We start from the raw sequence: 16420 nt of genomic DNA, 5'->3' as shown, positions 1-16420 counted from the left end.
CTCACCCTGACTTTTTCGCTGAACGCGAAAAAGTCTGTCCCTCTCCCGCAAGGGGCGAGGGATGACGACTGAGGGACTGGTATGCTCACTTCTTCCCATGCGGGAAATCCAGGCCCATTTCGCGGTAGCGTTCCGGATCGTCGGCCCATTTTTCGCGGACCTTGACGAAGATGAACAGGTGGATCGGCACCTCGTACATTTCCATCAGTTCCTTGCGGGCTTCCGAACCGATGGATTTGACGGTCTGGCCGCCGGCGCCGAGGACGATTTTCTTGTGCTGGTCGCGGGTGACGTAGATCACCTGATCGATCTTGTAGGAGCCGTCCTTCTGGATCTTGAAGCTCTCGGTTTCCACCGTGGCGTTGTAAGGAATTTCGTCGTGGACGCGCAGGAACAGCTTTTCGCGGGTGATTTCAGCGGCGGTGATGGCCATGGTCAGATCGGTGAGGTGATCTTCCGGGAAGTGCCAGGGGCCGGGCGGAATGTGCTTGATGCACCAATCCATGAAATCGGGCACGCCATCGCCCTTGAGCGCCGAAATCATGAAGGTGGCTTCGAAGCGCTGGCTGGCATTGATGGTTTCGGAGAGCTTGAGCAACTGCTCGCGCTTGACTGTATCGACCTTGTTCAGGATCAGGATCTTGGGGTGGCGGACGTTTTCCAGCCCCTGCAGCAGTGATTCAAGATCGGGGGTTAAACCCCTTTCGGCATCAACGATAAAGGCGACCAGGTCGGCGTCCCCTGCCCCGCCCCAGGCGCTATCGACCATGGCGCGATCGAGCCGGCGCTTGGGCGCGAAAATACCGGGCGTATCGATGAAGACCAGTTGGGCTTTTTCGAGCGTGACGACGCCGCGCACCTGGCTGCGGGTGGTCTGGGCCTTGTGGGTGACGATGGAGACCTTGGTGCCAACGAGAGAGTTCAGCAGGGTCGACTTACCGGCATTGGGCGCCCCGACCAAGGCGATGAAGCCACAACTGGTATCGGTGGATTCGGTGGTGGTCATACTGGTTCCTTCCAGACTTTCTGGCGTACCAGGAAGAGTTCGGCGGCCTTGTGTTCGGCGATCTTTTTCGACGGGCCGGTGGCCGAGATCGGCTCATAGGAGCCGACGCTGACGGCGATGGTGAATTCGGGCGCGTGGTCGGGGCCGGTGCGTTCAACCTGGCTATAGGTCGGCGGTTCGAAGCCCCGGGCCTGGGCCCATTCCTGCAAGGTGGTCTTGGCATCGGCACGATCGGCCTGGCCGACGGTAAAATGATCGCCGAACATGCGTTCGACAAACTCATAGGCCTTGCCAAGGCCGCCGTCGCAATAAATCGCGCCGATCACCGCCTCGGTGACATCGCCGAGGATGGCGTCCTTCTCGGCGCCGCCGGTGCGCGCTTCGCTGTCACCGAGATTCATTTCGGCACCAAGATCGAGCTCGCGGGCGATGGCGGCGCAGGTCTCCTTGCGGACCAGTGAATTGAGCGTGCGGCTCAACTCGCCCTCGTTGGCCTTGGGCAGCTTGCGATACAGCATATCGGCGACCACGAGGCCGAGGACGCGATCGCCCAGGAATTCGAGGCGCTGATAGGAGTGTTCGATGCGCTTGGACGGCGAGATGGCGCTGGAGTGGGTCAGCGCGCGATCAAGCAGGTCCGGATCGGCGAAGCGATAGCCCAGCCGTTGTTCCAGACCCGTTCGGGACCGCGCGCGTGCCTTCACTTGGTAACGCGAGGCGGCTGGTTGTAGACGGACTGGAACATGCGATCCCAGCGCACATTGGCCGGCCACTGCCAGATCTGCCACGGCGGAATATTATTGGTGATCGAGAAGAAGCGGGCTTCCGCCTTGGCGACCAGATTGGTGGCCGGCACGAAACCGACCGAGGCCAGCACGCGGCTATCGGCGGAGCGATCGCGATTGTCGCCCATCATGAAATAATGGCCAGCGGGAACGACATATTCCTGGGTATTGTCGAGCGGACCATCGTCAGAAATTTCCTGGATGGTGTGGGTCGTGCCTTCCGGGAAGGTTTCGGTATAGACCGTGACGTCGCGGGTATCGCCTTCGCTGTCGGTATCGGTGGATTTGCCGACTTCGGTGCGTTCGACCATAGTGCCGTTGATGTAGAGACGGCCTTCCTTCATCTGGATCTTGTCGCCCGGCAGGCCGACGACGCGCTTGATATATTCAATGGTCTGCGGCACCGGGCGGAATACCGCCACGTCGCCACGGTTAGGCTCGCGCCCGAAAATGCGACCAGTGATCGGCAGTTCAAAATCCAGCAGCGTGAAATTGCCGTAGCGGCCGAGCGAGAACGAGTGCTTGCCATAACCCCAGACGAATTTGTTGGCGACGAAGTAATCGCCGATCATCAGCGTCTGCTGCATCGAGGCGGTGGGGATGGAGAATGGCTGGAACAGGAATGAGCGCAGCACGATGGCGATCAGCAGCGCCTCGACCACCACGACAATGGTATCCCAAAGCTCGTTGGTCGGAGCTTTGGCGGCTTTTTGACTGGCTTGGCTCATTAAAATCTTCCACTTTGCAGGCGTGTGGTTAGAACTTTGCGCCTGCCGGGTCAATCGGCAGTGCTTCGATGATGACGAAGGCCTGCGCCAGCCCAGCATCGTCGGTGATGGTCAGGTGAATGTGGGCCTCATGGCCGGGCGGTACAAGCCGGGCCAGTGCTTTTGCCGCGCCATTAGTCAGCGCCAGGGTTGGTTTGCCCGAAGGCAGGTTGATGACGCCCATGTCGCGCCAGTAAACGCCGAAATTAAGGCCGGTGCCGAGAGCCTTGGAGCAGGCTTCCTTGGCCGCGAAACGCTTGGCATAGGAGGCGGCGCGCTGAGCGCGACGATCGGATTTGCGGCGCTCGATTTCGGTGAAGCAGCGATTGGTGAACCGGTCGCCGTAACGGGCCAGGGTTTTTTCGACGCGGCCGATCTGGCAGAGGTCGGAGCCCAAACCGATGATCATGGTTGCTGTCCCTCTCCCGCAAGGGGCGAGGGTAGGAAGAAGGCGTGGGCTATCATTTCACCCCCTGGATGCCGCGGCTGCCGGGTTTGACCGGCGGGATGGCGGCGAGTTCGGGGGGGAGTTGGTCGGCGGGATAGGCAGGAACCTTGAACTGGATAAGGCTGACCAGTGGAACGCCGACATCGGCTTCGCCGCCGGAACGGTCGATCAGGCAGGCCGCGGCCACCACGTTTGCCCCGATAGCGCGCAGCGCTTCGACGCATTCGCGGATGGACAGGCCGGTGGAGACGATGTCCTCGACGACGATGACCTTGTCGGTGGCGGCAATTTCAAAGCCGCGGCGCAGTTCAAATTTGCCATCGACCCGCTCGGTATAAAGGGCCGGCACGCCGAGATGGCGGGAGGTTTCGTAGCCGGGAATGATGCCGCCGATGGCCGGGGAGACCACTTTGGTGACATCGCCGAAGCCATCGGCGCGGATCTTGTCGGCCAAGGCCCGGCAGAGCTTTTCGGTCTGGGCGGCGTATTGAAAGACCTTGGCCTTTTGCAGGAATACCGGTGAGCGCAGGCCCGACGACAGGATGAAATGCCCTTCGAGCATGGCACCACATTCGCGGAAAACCGCCAAAACTTCGTCCTTGGTCACGCCTGCTCCTCCGATTCTACCCGCCCGTCCCATTCTAGGGTCGAGATCATGCCCGCCTCACGCATGGTGGCGCGCTGCACTGCGGAAATGCCGGGACTACGTTTGAGCGTTGCCAGCACATCCGTCAATTGCGCGAGATCGCGCACTTCGACTTCAAAGATCATCTGGTGGAAGTCCGGAGAAATCATCCGCATCACCAGATTGTTGATGTTGGCGTCGCACGCCGCGATGGCGGCCGAAATCTGGGCCAGTGACCCGGGACGGTTGACCGATTCCATGGTGATGACCACCGGGTAGAGCTCGTCGCGGCCGGCGATATCCCAGCGGACGTCGACCCAGGCGACGTCGCTGTCGTGCATTTCGACCAGCGCATCGGAATGGATGGGGAAAATCCGCATCGGCTGATCGGGCTGCATGATCCCGACCAGGCGATCACCGGGCACGACGCCTTCAGTGGAGATTTCTACCTTCATATGAAAATCGAGCTGGGCCAAAGCCGCCTTGGCCTGGGTTCCCGCCCGCTGGCCGCCGGGCACGCGGAACTTGAACTTATCGGTGGCGCGCAGCGCAAACCAGCCATCGGCCGCCTCGGCAAGCGGCAGATCGACCTTGCGGCGGCGCTTGCGCAGGCCCTTGACGCTGGCCAGTTCGGTGGCCAATGGCTCGGCGCCAATCTTGCCTTCACCGACCGCGATCAGCAGTTCGCGCCTGGAGGCGAAGCCCAGCTTTTCGGCCAGCGATTTGCCTTCGCTCTCCTCGAGCATGACGCCTTCGCGTTCCAACATCATGCTGAGCACGTGCTCGCCCAGTGAATGGGCACGCTGCACCGCCGCATGGCGGACGGCGCGGCGGATGGCGGCGCGGGCCTTGCCGGTGGCGGCAATGCCGATCCAGTTGGAGGGCGGCAGATGGTTCTGGTCGCGGATGATTTCGACTTCGTCGCCCGAGCGGAGCTGGGTGACCAGCGGCAGGATGGAGCCGTTGATCTTGGCACCAACGCAGGTGTCGCCGATGTCGGTATGCAGGGCATAGGCAAAATCGATGGGCGTGGCGCCGCGCGGCAGGGCGATCAGCCGTCCGCGCGGGGTGAAGCAGAACACCTGATCCTGAAACAGCTCAAGCTTGGTGTATTCGAGGAAATCCTCGCTGGTGGCGCCGGCCGTAAGATGGCCGATGGTGGTGCGCAGCGAGCCATAGGCCTGGCTTTCCTGCTCCAGCCGGCTCATGTCCGCCGAAGCGCCATCCTTGTAGAGCGCGTGGGCGGCGATGCCGAATTCGGCGATCTTGTCCATTTCCTCGGTGCGGATTTGCAACTCGGCGCGCTGGCGGCCGGGGCCGACAATGGTGGTGTGGATCGAGCGGTAGTCATTGTGCTTGGGGACCGAGATATAGTCCTTGAAGCGCCCAGGCACGACCTTCCACTTGGTATGGACGACGCCGACGGTGCGGTAGCAATCCTCGATGGAGCCGACAATGACGCGGAAGCCGATCATGTCGGAGAGTTGTTCAAGCGCGATGGATTTGCGGTCGATCTTGGTGAAGATCGAGAACGGGGATTTGACCCGCGCCTTGACCCTGCCCTTGATCTGTTCGGCATCGAGCCGCTCCATCAGCTCGGCGCTGATGGTCTTGATGGTTTCGCTGTACTCAGCCTGCATCTCGCTCAGGCGGGCGGTGATCGCGGCATAGTGATCGGGCTGCAAGATCTTGAAGGACAGGTCTTCGAGCTCGTTGCGCATATCCTGCATACCCATGCGGCCGGCGAGCGGCGCGTAGATATCCATGGTCTCCTGCGCGATACGGCTGCGCTTTTCGGGCGGCATGTATTGCAGGGTGCGCATGTTGTGCAGCCGGTCCGCCAGCTTGACCAGCAGGACGCGAACGTCCTTGGAGATGGCCAGCAGCAGCTTGCGCAGGTTTTCCGCCTGCGCTTCCTCACGCGAGACCAGGTTCAGCCGCTCGATCTTGGTCAGGCCATCGACGATGGCGCCGATTTCGGCGCCAAACATCTGGTCGATCTCGGCGCGGGTGGCGTCGGTATCCTCAATGGTGTCATGCAGCAGTGCTACGGCAATCGAGGCGTCATCGAGCTTGAGATCGGTGAGGATGGCGGCGACTTCGAGCGGATGATTAAAATAGGGGTCGCCGGAGGCGCGTTTCTGCGCGCCGTGCTTTTGCATGGCATAGACATAAGCCTTGTTCAAAAGCTGCTCGTCGACGTTCGGGTTATAAGCCTGAACCCGTTCGACGAGCTCGTACTGACGCATCATAGTGTGGCGCTCTTATTAGACCGAGAGCTTAGCTGTTGATGGTAAAAACGAAAAGGGCGCCTGACCGTATCAGACGCCCCAAATTCGTATTTCCGGTCGATACCGGTTTTAGTCGTCCCGACGTTCCGGCGGAGCGAGGCTTTCGATGCCGCGCAGCAGTTCGTCTTCGCTGATGGTGTCGAATGCGATCGAATCATCGTCGTCCTTGCCGCCGCCGAGACGCGGAGCAGTGTGGGATTCGGGTTCGTCGACTTCGACATATTTCTGCAGCGAGTGGATCAGGTCTTCGCGCAGATCGTCCGGCGAAATGGCGCCATCGCCGATTTCGCGCAGCGCCACCACGGGATTCTTGTCGTTGTCGCGGCTGACCGTGATCTGGGCGCCGGAGGAAATCATGCGCGCGCGATGAGCGGCCATGAGTACGAGATCGAAACGGTTCTCGATCTTTTCGATGCAGTCTTCAACGGTGACGCGGGCCACGAACGTCTCCAAAATGTTTGGAATGAAGGTGTGCCATACACGAGTGCTTCACAGGTTACAAGTTTTGCAGCCATGCATTGCGGTATTGCCATACCAGCGGATAATGTGCGAATACCGAATTTAACCGGTTGGGCAGTCGGCGCATTCCGTACTTCGTTTTCGCATTTATACTGGGCAGCCTGAGAGGCCGGCCGACCCAGTCAGGAGGTTCTCTATGGCTATCGATCCGCGCGAAAAAATCGTGCTGTTCATTGACGGGGCGAACCTTTACGCCACCTCCAAGGCGATCGGCATCGATATCGATTATCGCCGGTTGCTGGCCGAATTTCAGGCCAAAGCCTATATGCTGCGGGCCTATTATTACACCGCGCTGGTAGAGGATCAGGAATATTCCTCGATCCGGCCCCTGATCGACTGGCTCGATTACAACGGCTTTACTGTGGTGACCAAGCCCGCCAAGGAATTCACTGACGCCGCTGGCCGCCGCAAGGTGAAGGGCAATATGGATATCGAGCTGTGCGTGGACGCGCTCGAAATGAGCGCCCATTACGATCACATGGTGCTGTTTTCCGGCGATGGCGACTTTACCGCGCTGGTGGCGGCCCTGCAGCGCAAGGGCAAGCGCGTGACGGTGGTGTCAACGCTGACCACCTCGACGCCGATGATTTCCGATGATCTGCGCCGCCAGGCGGACTTTTTCCTCGACGTCGCCGAATTGGCCAAGACCGTTGGACGGACGCCAGCGCCGGCGTTCGATCGCCGCGTGGAGACGGTGAGCGAGGACGATTGAGCTGCCGCGCCTCGTGGTTCGAGGTCACTGTGCTTCCTTCTCCCCTGAGGGAGAAGGTGACGAGCCGCCCTACCCGCGCCCGCCATCTTTCATGATGCGGGCCTTGTCGCGGTTCCAGTCGCGGTTGCGTTCGGTTTCGCGCTTGTCGTAGTTCTTCTTGCCCTTGCCCAGGCCGATCAGGATTTTGGCGCGGCCCTGGTCGTTGAAATAGAGCTTGAGCGGCACGATTGTGTTGCCGGCGCGCGAGACTTCTTCGCCGAGGCGAACCAGTTCCTTGTGCGACACCAGGAGCTTGCGGTGGCGCTTTTCTTCGTGATTGAAGCGGTTGGCCTGCAGGAATTCCGGGATGTGGGCGTTGATCAGCCAAAGCTCGCCCTTTTCGGGTGAGGCATAGGCTTCGGTAATCTGGGCTTTGCCGAGGCGCAGCGATTTGACCTCGGAGCCGGTGAGGACGATGCCGGCTTCCAGAGTATCGACGATTTCATAATCGTAGCGCGCACGGCGGTTTTCAGCCACGAGACCGTGGCTGATGACGCCGTTTTTGGCTTTATCGTTCTTGGGTCCGGTCATCGACTTTAGATAAGACCGGCGTGGGTAATTGCAAAGTCCATGGCGTCCTGCGTCGGCTTGCTGATCGGGACGAGCGGCAGGCGCAGTTCGTTCTGGCAGAGGCCAAGACGCTGGGCGATGTACTTTGCCGGAGCCGGATTTGGCTCCATGAACAGATCCTTATGCAGATAGACCAGCTTGTCGTTGATCTCACGGGCCGCCTTGAAATCGCCGGCCAGAGACAATTCCTGCATCTGCGAACAGAGGCGCGGCGCAACGTTGGCGGTGACCGAGATGCAGCCGTGGCCGCCATGGGCGTTAAAGCCCAAAGCGGTGCTATCGTCGCCCGAGAGCAGGATAAAATCCTTGCCCAGCTTGTTGCGCTGCAGGCTGGCGCGTTCGAGATTGCCAGTCGCGTCCTTGACGCCGATGATGTTGTCATGCGCCTCTCGCAGGCGCGCGATGGTATCGACGGTGAGGTCGACCACGGTACGGCCCGGGACGGAATAAAGGATCACCGGAAGACCGATGGCGCCGGCAACAGCGGAAAAATGCTGGAACAGGCCTTCCTGGTTGGGCTTGTTGTAATAGGGCACGACCGACAGCACGGCGTCAGCGCCGATTTCCTCGGCGAAACGGGCAAGGGCAACTGCTTCCGCAGTGGAATTGGACCCTGCCCCGGCGACCACCGGGACGCGCTTGTTGGTCACTTCAACGCAGATTTCGACGACGCGGCGGTGTTCTTCATGGCTCACAGTTGGGCTTTCGCCGGTGGTGCCGACCGGGACCAGGCCGTGCGTGCCTTGCGTGATTTGCCAATCGACAAAGGCCGAGAAGGCTTTCTCATCGACGGCCCCGTTGGCGAAGGGGGTCATGAGTGCCGTGATAGATCCTCGGAGCATTTGTCGGTTTTTCCTAAATGGGCGTCACAGTTGTGCCGCGCGATGATGTCAGTCTGGTCCGAGAGGCGGGTGCGCCGTTCGGAGGCGCACCATACTTTTTGTTGTGCGGCATCACAAGGGAAGCCAAGCGACATCCGGCAAGGAACATCTGTGGCGAAGGCCAGCGGCAACGTCTTGTTCACCCTATGTGGGTAAGATGACGTTAACCGCAAGGATGGGGGCTCCCTTGCTGGAAGTGTAATGGGCGGGACTGGAGCGTTTTCCGGACCCGCGCCGAGTACCAGCAGGACGATACCAATGAACGGCAGCTTTGCGGCGGGCCTGTTTGCGGCGGTATTGGGCTTGGCGAGTTTCGCCCCCTCTTCGCACGCAGCGGCCAACGACACCATCGACGGATTGATCACCGGCAGCGTTGGCGGCAACGCGGCTGCGCCATCGACTGACGCCAAGGGCTCCGCTGCATTCCGTTCGGCACTGGCGACACTGGTGGGCGGCGATGCGCCGGGGGCCTACGAGCTGGCACGGGCGTTGCCCAACGACACCGAGCGCCGCACCGTGCAATGGGCGGCGATCTACTTCAACAGCGGCAAGATCGACCATACCAGCATTGCCCGGTTTGCCGCCGATGCGCCGAATTTTGCGTCGGCCTCGCTCTACAAGACCCGGCTGGAGCAATCGCTGACCAAGGCCGATGTGCCGGGCAGCGAGGTGATCCGGCTGCTGGCCGGGGCCATGCCCAATACCATCGAGGGGCAAATCGCGCTGGCATCGGCCTATCTGGCCAATGGCCGGAAAGACCGGGCGACACGCATTGCGCTCAGCCTGTGGACCGAGAATTTCCTGACCGAAGATCAGGAAAAGAAGACGCTGGCGGCGCTGGGCAGCCTGCTGAATCGCGACGCGCACTGGACCCGCGCCATTCACTTGATGATGAACGACCGCTCGGCGGCAAGCGAGCGGCTGATCCCCTATCTCAATGCCGGGCAGAAATCGCTGGTGGTGGCGCGCGCTGCGGTGTCGCGGAAAGATGCAGACGCCAAAGCCAAGCTGGACAGGGTTGATCCGGGTTATCAGACCAACCCGGTTTATATCTTCTCGCGGGCGCAGCGGGCACGGCAGGCCGAGCTTTGGCAAAGTGCCGTCGACTGGCTGAACAAGGCGCATGGCGAACTGCCCGATGCTGCCGAGTGGTGGTATGAGCGGCGTACGCTGGTGCGGCAGGCACTGGTGGCCGGGCAAGCGACGCTCTCCTACAAGGCTGCCGCCGGTTATACCCATGGCCCGGAAGGCCGACTGGTGGATGCCAATTTCCACGCCGGGTGGATCGCTTTGGTGTTCCTGCATGATCCGGCAACGGCCAAGGCGCATTTTGAAAAAATGCGCGGGCTTTCGACCCTGGCCGACACCGTGGCGCAGGCCAATTACTGGCTGGGCAAAGCCGAACTGCAACTGGGCAACCAGAAGGCCGCCGTCGCCGCATACCAGTCGGCCGCGCGCTATGAAACCAACTATTATGGCCTGCTGGCGCGGGCCGAGATGGGCATCCATGGCGTGGACATGCGCCCCCTGCCCGCCTGGCAGCAGAGCGAAAGCCTGTTCAACGCCAATGAAGTGGTGCGAGCCGTAAAGCTTTTGTCGGCCAACGGGCAAAATGGCATGGCGGTGCCGCTTCTGCGCAATTACGCGCAGAGCCTGCAAAGTGGCGGCGAACTGCTGCTGGCAGCGCGGCTGGCGCAGGCGATCAATGCCAATCAGGTGGCGATTTCGATTGCCGATACCGCTGAAAAGCGCGGTATTCCCCTCGATCTGTTCAATTATCCCAAGGACGGCATCCCGTCCGACGCCAAGGTGGCCGGCGACCGAGCGGCGGTTTATGCGATCGCCCGGCAGGAATCGATGTTCCAGGTGGACGCGATTTCGGCGGTGGGTGCGCGGGGCCTGATGCAGTTGATGCCGAGCACGGCGTCGGACACAGCCAAGAAGGCCGGCGTCGCCTATTCGCAGAGCCGGTTGACCAGCGATGCGCGCTACAATGCGCTGCTGGGCTCGACCTATCTGGCAGCCCAACTGGATAAATACGACGGCTCACTGGTGCTGGCGGCGGCGGCGTATAATGCCGGCCCGGGCAATGCCAGCAAGTGGATCACCGCGTTTGGCGACCCGCGTGCCAACACTGTCGATCCGGTGATCTGGGTCGAACTGATCCCGTTTCAGGAAACCCGCAAATATGTGCAGCGGGTGCTCGGCAATTATCTGGTGTATCGCGAGCGATTGGGCAGCGGCGACATGACCATTACCCAGGCATTGCGGAAGATTCCGTAAGCTTCCGCAGCCGGCATGCCGGGTCGATGGCTTCCGGTGCTCACGTACCGAACGTACGTTCCGCTCCGGTTCTCGAAAACCGCCGTTTTCGCCTCGTCCTGACATTAATCCCCACACACCCTAAACTGGGGCGCATCTGCGGATGTGCCCCTTTTCTTTTGGGGAGCGGCGCGACAAAGCGCTTGTCGGAGGCGGCTTGCGAAGGATAAGCCTTTGGCCTCACACCGGTTCCCGCTCATGCTGCGCAAGCGCAAAACACCGCCAGACCACCCTGCCTTTGCCGGATTGCCGGTGACCATAGTGACGCTCGAAGACGGTGCTGCACAGGCCGCAGTGCATGTGGCCGGGGCACTTTCGAGCCACACCGTGCCGATCATCTGCGTGGCCGGCTACCAGCGCAATATGAGCGATTTCACCGATTTCGCCGGCTATTTCCAGCGCGCCATGGGCAGCGACTGCCCGATTGTGCTGATCGATCTGCAGGGGCGCGGGCGTTCGACCGACCGGCGAGAAGCGGCACAGTATGGTTCACCGCGCGATGCGCGCGACATCATCAACGTTGCCGCGGCACTCGGCATCGAGAGCGCGGTGCTGCTGGGTCAGGGTTATGGCGGCCAGGTGATCATGGCGCTGGCGGCGCAGCGGCAGGGGCTGATCGCCGGCGCAATCCTGCTCGATGCCGGGCCGGTGACGGATTCGCGCGGCATCGTGCGGTTGCGCAACAATTTGCGGCATGTGGAGAGCCTGCGCGGCGTCAAAGCCGTGACCGCCGGGTTTCGCCGCATGCTGATCGGCGACTATCCCGGCGCCAGCGAAAGCCAGATTGCGGCGCTGATGCTGCGCAGCCATTATCTCGACAAGCGCGGACGGGCCTGGCCGCTTCATGATCGGCGGCTGACGGACGCGCTCGATGCATTCAGCCATGACGATGTGCTGATGGCGCAATGGCCGCTGTTCGACGCGCTGGCGCACAAGCCACTCTTGCTGTTGCGCACCCAACTGACCGATCAGGTCCGCCGCGACACTTTTGAGGAAATGACCAAGCGCCGGCCCGATGCGGCAGCGCTGACCATTCAGGGGCAAGGCTCGCCTGCCCTGTTCGACCAGCTCGACGAAGTTCAGGCGGTTGCCGGCTTCGTGCGCCAAATCATGGCCAGGCGCCCGAAATAGCCGGCGTTATTTGGCGGGCTTTGCCGGCTTGGCGAGGGCCTTGGCCTGTTCGACCCAGGCTTCGCGCCCGATGCGGCCCTTGAACGCCAGATGATCTTCAAGCCAGTCGATGTTGGCCTTGCTGAGCTTGGCCAATTGATCGAAATGGAAAATCCCCAGCTCATTGAGCGTCTGCTCGATCTTGGGCCCGATGCCCTTGAGCAGCTTCAAATCATCCTTGCCACCAGCGCGCGGCGCCTTGAGCCCGGCAGGCTTCGGCGCGGCTTTGACAGTAGCGGGCCTGGCGACCGCCTTTACTTCCGGCCTGGAAGCGGGTTTTGGCGCAGCCTTGGGCTTTGCGGTCTTGGCTGGCTCGGTCGCAGGGGTGGGTGGCGCGATCACCGGCGCCGCTGCTACCGCGTCGGGCTTTGGCTTAGGGCTCTTGGGTTTTATTGGCTCCACCACCGTGGCGACTTCGGCCGGCGCTTTTTTGGCGGCGACTTTTTCTGGCTGTACTGGCGTCGCAGCCGGTTTCGGCTTCGACGCCGGAGCGGGTTTTGGCGTGGTCTGCACCGGTGCAGGTTCAGGCTGTGGCGCCGCTGGCCTGGCCGCTGCGGCAGAAGGGTGTAGGACGGCTGCAACTGTGGTGACGGGTTCAACTGGTAACGGTGGTGGCGCCTCGAGCGGCGACGCCATGGCCAGGCGGGCAGCAGGGGAACGTTCGCGGGCAGCAGCGGGTTGGGGGGCCGGAGCAGCGGGTGGGGCGGCGACCGTATCAGCCGGCTTGGCCGGCATATCGACCACCAATGGCAGCGGTTTGGCTGTCAGCCGGCGCAGGGTGTAGCCGACAACGCAGCCGATAAGATAGGCAACCAGCAGCAGCAGCGCGGTTTCGATGATGTGCGGAACGTTGATCATGTCAGGGCACCTGCTTGTCGCTGAGCCAGCCGGTGACCAGACCGATCACGCCGGCGGCGGCGAGGAACGGCCAATAGACCTGAACAAGATAGAGCAAGGAATCCAGAGACATCGCTGATGTTCCTAATAATGTTCATCCAGCACACTGATCACAATACGCCGATTCTGGCGCTTGCCGGCGGTGGTCTCATTGCTGGCGATCGGCTTGGTTTCACCATAACCCACAGCGTAGAGTCGGGCCGCCAGAATATTGCGCGAAATCAGGGCGTTGACCACGGACTCGGCCCGGGCGACGGACAATGCCAGGTTGAGGTTGTCGTCGCCATCGGCGTCGGTATGGCCTTCGATCTGCACAACGTTATCGGGGCACAGCGCCAGATCGGTGGCCAGATCATCGAGCGCCGGCTGGGATTCGTCGGCTATGAGGGCAGCGCCGGATTGGAACAGGATGGTATTATTGGCCATGAACGCGGTCACCGCCTCACGGCAGACATCGAGCACCGGTGGGGCGGCGACATCCAGTTTCCAGTTGGCGCCATTGGGCAGCGCCGCAATCGCAGCGGCGACGATATCCTTGGTTTTCTGATCCACGGCCTTGCCGGACAGCGACCAGACGCCAGTGGCAAAACTCAGCCTGCCTTCCGATAGCAGCAGCAATGCGCGAAGTCCGGCCTCGGTGGAGATGAGGAAATCCTCTGGCGCGTTCGGCGCGATGACCAGACCGTCGATCGAGCCGCCAGAGACGGCGCCGAAGTAGCGACGCGCCGGATCTGCAGGAACCTGGCCGGTGAGGACTGTCACGCCGGCTGGATCGCGGGTGGCGGTGAAGCTATAGTTTGGATCAGCTTTCGGCATCGCCGGAGTCACCGGCTTTTCCGGCTCGACCGGCGCCTGGGCGACTGGCTCAGGCAGTTTGGTGGCGAGTTCTTTCAGCCAATCCTTGGCCGGTGTGCTTGCTGCAGCCAAGGCGGTATCGACGGCTGTTGTGTCCTTGCCGGCCCGCAATTCGCCAGAAATGGACCACTTCTTGCCATCGAACGAGACGATGCCGGCGTTGAGTTCAGCCAAGGCATCAAGCGCGGCCAGCACGTCGTTGATGAACCCTTCCGGAGCCGGCGCGACGATGACGGTGGTGTCGGAGGTCACCTTGCCGGCGCGGGCGACTTCGAAGCGCTGCAGGCTTTCGGTCGGTACGGACCCCGCGAGCTTGATGCCGCCATCGGCAGTGCGGGTGGCGGACCAGACATAGGGGGCGGCCGGAACGACCGGTTTCGGCACAGCAATATCGACAGTCCAGGCCGCGATCTCGACCTTTTCGGCCAGGCTGGCCAGCACGGCGTCATGAACGGTGTTGGTGGCAATGCCCATGAACGTCCAGCGCGTGCCATCGAATTTCAGCGTGCCCGTCTCGACGGTCATCAGCGCATCGAGCCCAGCACGGACAGCGGTGGCAAAATCGGCGGGCGCACCGGCGCCAATGACGGTCTTGTCGACCACGGCCTGGCCGGCGCGGATGACCAGTGCTTTCTGCAGAGCCGCCTCGGGCACATAGCCGGTAAAGGTGACCCCTGATGCATCGCGGATGGCGGACCAGGTGTAAGGAGAAATCGGCGCCGGTTCAGGACCGGTAACCGACATGGTCCAACCCGCGCCGGCCAGGCCCTGTGCGACGAAAGCGGCCTGCAATGTGGCAAGGCCGGCGGCGTCGCGCGATTGACCGGACAAGGTCCAGCCCGCCCCATCATATGCCAGCTTGCCAGTGGCGATGCTGTTGAGCAGGCTTAGCCCGGTCACGGCAGAGGACACAAAGCGTTTTGGCTCGCCCGAGGCCAGAATGGCATTATCGGTCGCCGCCGTCTTGATGGTCGCGAGCAGACCGGCCCGCGCCTTGGGATCAGGCACAAATCCAGCCAGCGTGATCTTGCCGTCGGCAGCTTTGGTGGCTGACCAGACATAAGGAGTTGCCGGGGGCGGGGCGAATTCGGCCGCTTCGAGCTGAAAGCCCTGCGGCGCCCCAGCTTTGCCCAAGTCCTGGAGGGCAGCATAATCTGCGACCGATGCGGCGACGCCCAGCAGAGTGATCTTGTTGCCGCGAATGTCAAAGCGGCCCTGGGACATTTTCTGCAATGCCGCCAGAGCAAAATCCACTGCGGACTGAAAGCGCTGCGGCGCGCCGCGGGCCAATGACAGGGCGGCGGCATTGGCCTTGGGCAATTTGCCAAGGGCTTCGCGGGTCGCGGCGTCCGGCACATTGCCTTCGAATTTGACCGCCCCGTCTTCGCCCAGGATCGCGCCAAGATGAAAATCTGCCGCCACGGGCGGCTCCAGCACAACGATCGTGCCCGTTGGTTTGACCTCGTCGATGATGGCCTGGGCGACCTGCTGGTTCGGCGGCGCCCCCATTAGGGTCTTGTGGCCGTCGATGATGGTGGCAGAACCGTAGTCCAGCCGCGCCAGATTGGTCAGAAGAACTCTGGTATCTTCGGCAAAGGCGGCCGGCTGGCCGGACGCGAGCGTCAGACCCGTGGCGATTGGCAGATTGGGAACATCGGTGCGGAAACGATCGATCAGCAGGTCATCCGGCACGAAACCGGTTATGGAGATCTTGTGTCCGTCGGACTGCGCCGACCATTCGTAGGGCGAGGCCAGTGCGGGAGCCACAGTCATGGCACCGAGCTTGAGCCCTTCCGGCACGTCCTGACGCAGTGCCAGCAGCAGATCGCCATAGGCGCGCTCGGATTTGGCGCGGCCAGACAGGCTGACAGTCAGATCGGAGAGTTCCACCCTGCCCCGATCCAGTGATTTCAAGCTGGAGATGGCAAATTTGGCGGCAGCCAGCCAGGCCGCTCGCTCGGGCATGCCGGCGCGGAGCTGCAAATCAGAACCGCTGGTTCCGGCGGCGGCGATCAAAAGGTCGCGTGTCGCGGCGTCTGGCGCGCCGCCGCTGAGGGTAACCACGCCATTGGTGACAGAGGCAACAAAGGGATAGGGCTTGGCGAGCGGCGCTACGGTTACATTGGCGACGATCGAACGGACGCCATACAGGCTGGCAAGTTTTTGTTCGGCGACGACAACGTCGGAGGCATCGGCTGCAGTGCCGGTCAGGACGCCGTCGCGCGCGTCAAAGCGTATTTCGGCCCAGTCATCATGATCGGAGGCCAGTGCCGTGATCGCCCTGGCGTCAAGATCGCTCGCAATATTGGCCTCGGTGGCAAACACCGTCAGCGCTGTGCCCCCCAAAACTACGGCAAAGCCGGGAACAAGCCAACGCGCGATGACCTTGAGCATTTTGGATCCGAATAGCTAGCCGCAACAGGGGCAAAGCTAGAGCATTTCGCTATCGAATAAAATCAAAATGGAAAGAGCAAGTCACTGATTTAAAAGAATAAATTCAGATGAACAGCGGCAAGGGATCACCCGCGGGGGC

At 61.8% G+C, this 16420-nt stretch carries 14 protein-coding genes; 3 read left to right on the top strand and 11 right to left on the bottom strand.

Going from position 1 to position 16420, the window contains the following annotated elements:
* Window positions 1-85: 85 nt before the first annotated feature.
* The 7 genes from era to rpoZ form a co-directional block, all read right to left on the bottom strand.
* Window positions 86-1006: a GTPase Era gene (gene era, locus ABIT12_RS16445; protein WP_348043802.1), complete on the bottom strand. Its 921-nt coding sequence runs from the start codon at window positions 1004-1006 to the stop codon at window positions 86-88.
* Window positions 1003-1710: a ribonuclease III gene (gene rnc / locus ABIT12_RS16440; RefSeq protein WP_348043800.1), complete on the bottom strand. Its 708-nt coding sequence runs from the start codon at window positions 1708-1710 to the stop codon at window positions 1003-1005. The genes era and rnc overlap by 4 nt, the downstream gene beginning before the upstream one ends.
* Window positions 1707-2519, bottom strand: a complete 813-nt coding sequence (lepB, locus tag ABIT12_RS16435; protein WP_348043798.1) for a signal peptidase I — start codon at window positions 2517-2519, stop codon at window positions 1707-1709. Before lepB ends, rnc begins: the two co-directional genes overlap by 4 nt.
* Before the next feature lie 28 nt (window positions 2520-2547).
* Complete coding sequence (acpS, locus tag ABIT12_RS16430) at window positions 2548-2967, bottom strand: holo-ACP synthase (RefSeq protein ID WP_348043796.1); 420 nt, start codon at window positions 2965-2967, stop codon at window positions 2548-2550.
* A gap of 52 nt (window positions 2968-3019) precedes the next feature.
* A complete protein-coding gene (pyrE, locus tag ABIT12_RS16425) occupies window positions 3020-3613 on the bottom strand; it encodes an orotate phosphoribosyltransferase (protein WP_348043794.1) in 594 nt (197 codons plus the stop codon).
* Window positions 3610-5883, bottom strand: a complete 2274-nt coding sequence (locus ABIT12_RS16420; protein WP_348043792.1) for a bifunctional (p)ppGpp synthetase/guanosine-3',5'-bis(diphosphate) 3'-pyrophosphohydrolase — start codon at window positions 5881-5883, stop codon at window positions 3610-3612. Before ABIT12_RS16420 ends, pyrE begins: the two co-directional genes overlap by 4 nt.
* Before the next feature lie 108 nt (window positions 5884-5991).
* Window positions 5992-6363, bottom strand: coding sequence for a DNA-directed RNA polymerase subunit omega (rpoZ, locus tag ABIT12_RS16415; protein ID WP_348043790.1), 372 nt, complete (start codon window positions 6361-6363; stop codon window positions 5992-5994).
* Window positions 6364-6577: 214 nt separating this feature from the next.
* Between rpoZ and ABIT12_RS16410 the strand changes: the two genes are divergently transcribed.
* Window positions 6578-7153, top strand: coding sequence for an NYN domain-containing protein (locus tag ABIT12_RS16410; RefSeq protein WP_348043788.1), 576 nt, complete (start codon window positions 6578-6580; stop codon window positions 7151-7153).
* 69 nt (window positions 7154-7222) lie between these two features.
* Here the strand turns inward: ABIT12_RS16410 and smpB are convergent, their stop codons facing one another.
* Together smpB and dapA are read right to left on the bottom strand one after the other, a co-directional pair.
* Window positions 7223-7723, bottom strand: a complete 501-nt coding sequence (smpB, locus tag ABIT12_RS16405) for an SsrA-binding protein SmpB (RefSeq protein ID WP_348043786.1) — start codon at window positions 7721-7723, stop codon at window positions 7223-7225.
* Between the two features lie 5 nt (window positions 7724-7728).
* Window positions 7729-8604, bottom strand: coding sequence for a 4-hydroxy-tetrahydrodipicolinate synthase (gene dapA / locus ABIT12_RS16400; RefSeq protein ID WP_348043784.1), 876 nt, complete (start codon window positions 8602-8604; stop codon window positions 7729-7731).
* A 297-nt stretch (window positions 8605-8901) separates the two neighbouring features.
* Between dapA and ABIT12_RS16395 the strand changes: the two genes are divergently transcribed.
* Entirely contained in the window at window positions 8902-10926 is a 2025-nt protein-coding gene (locus tag ABIT12_RS16395; RefSeq protein ID WP_348043782.1) for a lytic transglycosylase domain-containing protein, read from the top strand.
* 213 nt (window positions 10927-11139) lie between these two features.
* Window positions 11140-12096, top strand: a complete 957-nt coding sequence (locus tag ABIT12_RS16390; RefSeq protein ID WP_348043780.1) for an alpha/beta hydrolase — start codon at window positions 11140-11142, stop codon at window positions 12094-12096.
* A 6-nt stretch (window positions 12097-12102) separates the two neighbouring features.
* Here ABIT12_RS16390 and ABIT12_RS16385 read toward each other — a convergent pair whose 3' ends face one another.
* Both ABIT12_RS16385 and ABIT12_RS16380 read right to left on the bottom strand, forming a co-directional pair.
* The gene (locus ABIT12_RS16385; protein ID WP_348043778.1) at window positions 12103-12993 is read right to left on the bottom strand and encodes a hypothetical protein; all 891 of its coding nucleotides are present in this window, start codon (window positions 12991-12993) and stop codon (window positions 12103-12105) included.
* A gap of 123 nt (window positions 12994-13116) precedes the next feature.
* A complete protein-coding gene (locus tag ABIT12_RS16380; protein ID WP_348043776.1) occupies window positions 13117-16281 on the bottom strand; it encodes an OmpA family protein in 3165 nt (1054 codons plus the stop codon).
* Between the last annotated feature and the right edge of the window lie 139 nt (window positions 16282-16420).

Origin of the sequence: Devosia sp., assembly GCF_039927955.1 — a bacterium.
GTDB lineage: Bacteria > Pseudomonadota > Alphaproteobacteria > Rhizobiales > Devosiaceae > Devosia.
Note: the sequence above shows the minus strand (reverse complement) of the source record. Positions and strands in the feature narration are given on the sequence as shown.

What these genes read in the sequence shown, in the direction of transcription:
- era (WP_348043802.1), bottom strand. Translation starts at nt 1,006, where the DNA reads ATGACCACCACCGAATCCACCGATACCAGTTGTGGCTTCATCGCCTTG.
- lepB (WP_348043798.1), bottom strand. Translation starts at nt 2,519, where the DNA reads ATGAGCCAAGCCAGTCAAAAAGCCGCCAAAGCTCCGACCAACGAGCTT.
- acpS (WP_348043796.1), bottom strand. Translation starts at nt 2,967, where the DNA reads ATGATCATCGGTTTGGGCTCCGACCTCTGCCAGATCGGCCGCGTCGAA.
- ABIT12_RS16420 (WP_348043792.1), bottom strand. Translation starts at nt 5,883, where the DNA reads ATGATGCGTCAGTACGAGCTCGTCGAACGGGTTCAGGCTTATAACCCG.
- ABIT12_RS16410 (WP_348043788.1), top strand. Translation starts at nt 6,578, where the DNA reads ATGGCTATCGATCCGCGCGAAAAAATCGTGCTGTTCATTGACGGGGCG.
- smpB (WP_348043786.1), bottom strand. Translation starts at nt 7,723, where the DNA reads ATGACCGGACCCAAGAACGATAAAGCCAAAAACGGCGTCATCAGCCAC.
- dapA (WP_348043784.1), bottom strand. Translation starts at nt 8,604, where the DNA reads ATGCTCCGAGGATCTATCACGGCACTCATGACCCCCTTCGCCAACGGG.
- ABIT12_RS16395 (WP_348043782.1), top strand. Translation starts at nt 8,902, where the DNA reads ATGAACGGCAGCTTTGCGGCGGGCCTGTTTGCGGCGGTATTGGGCTTG.
- ABIT12_RS16385 (WP_348043778.1), bottom strand. Translation starts at nt 12,993, where the DNA reads ATGATCAACGTTCCGCACATCATCGAAACCGCGCTGCTGCTGCTGGTT.
- ABIT12_RS16380 (WP_348043776.1), bottom strand. Translation starts at nt 16,281, where the DNA reads ATGCTCAAGGTCATCGCGCGTTGGCTTGTTCCCGGCTTTGCCGTAGTT.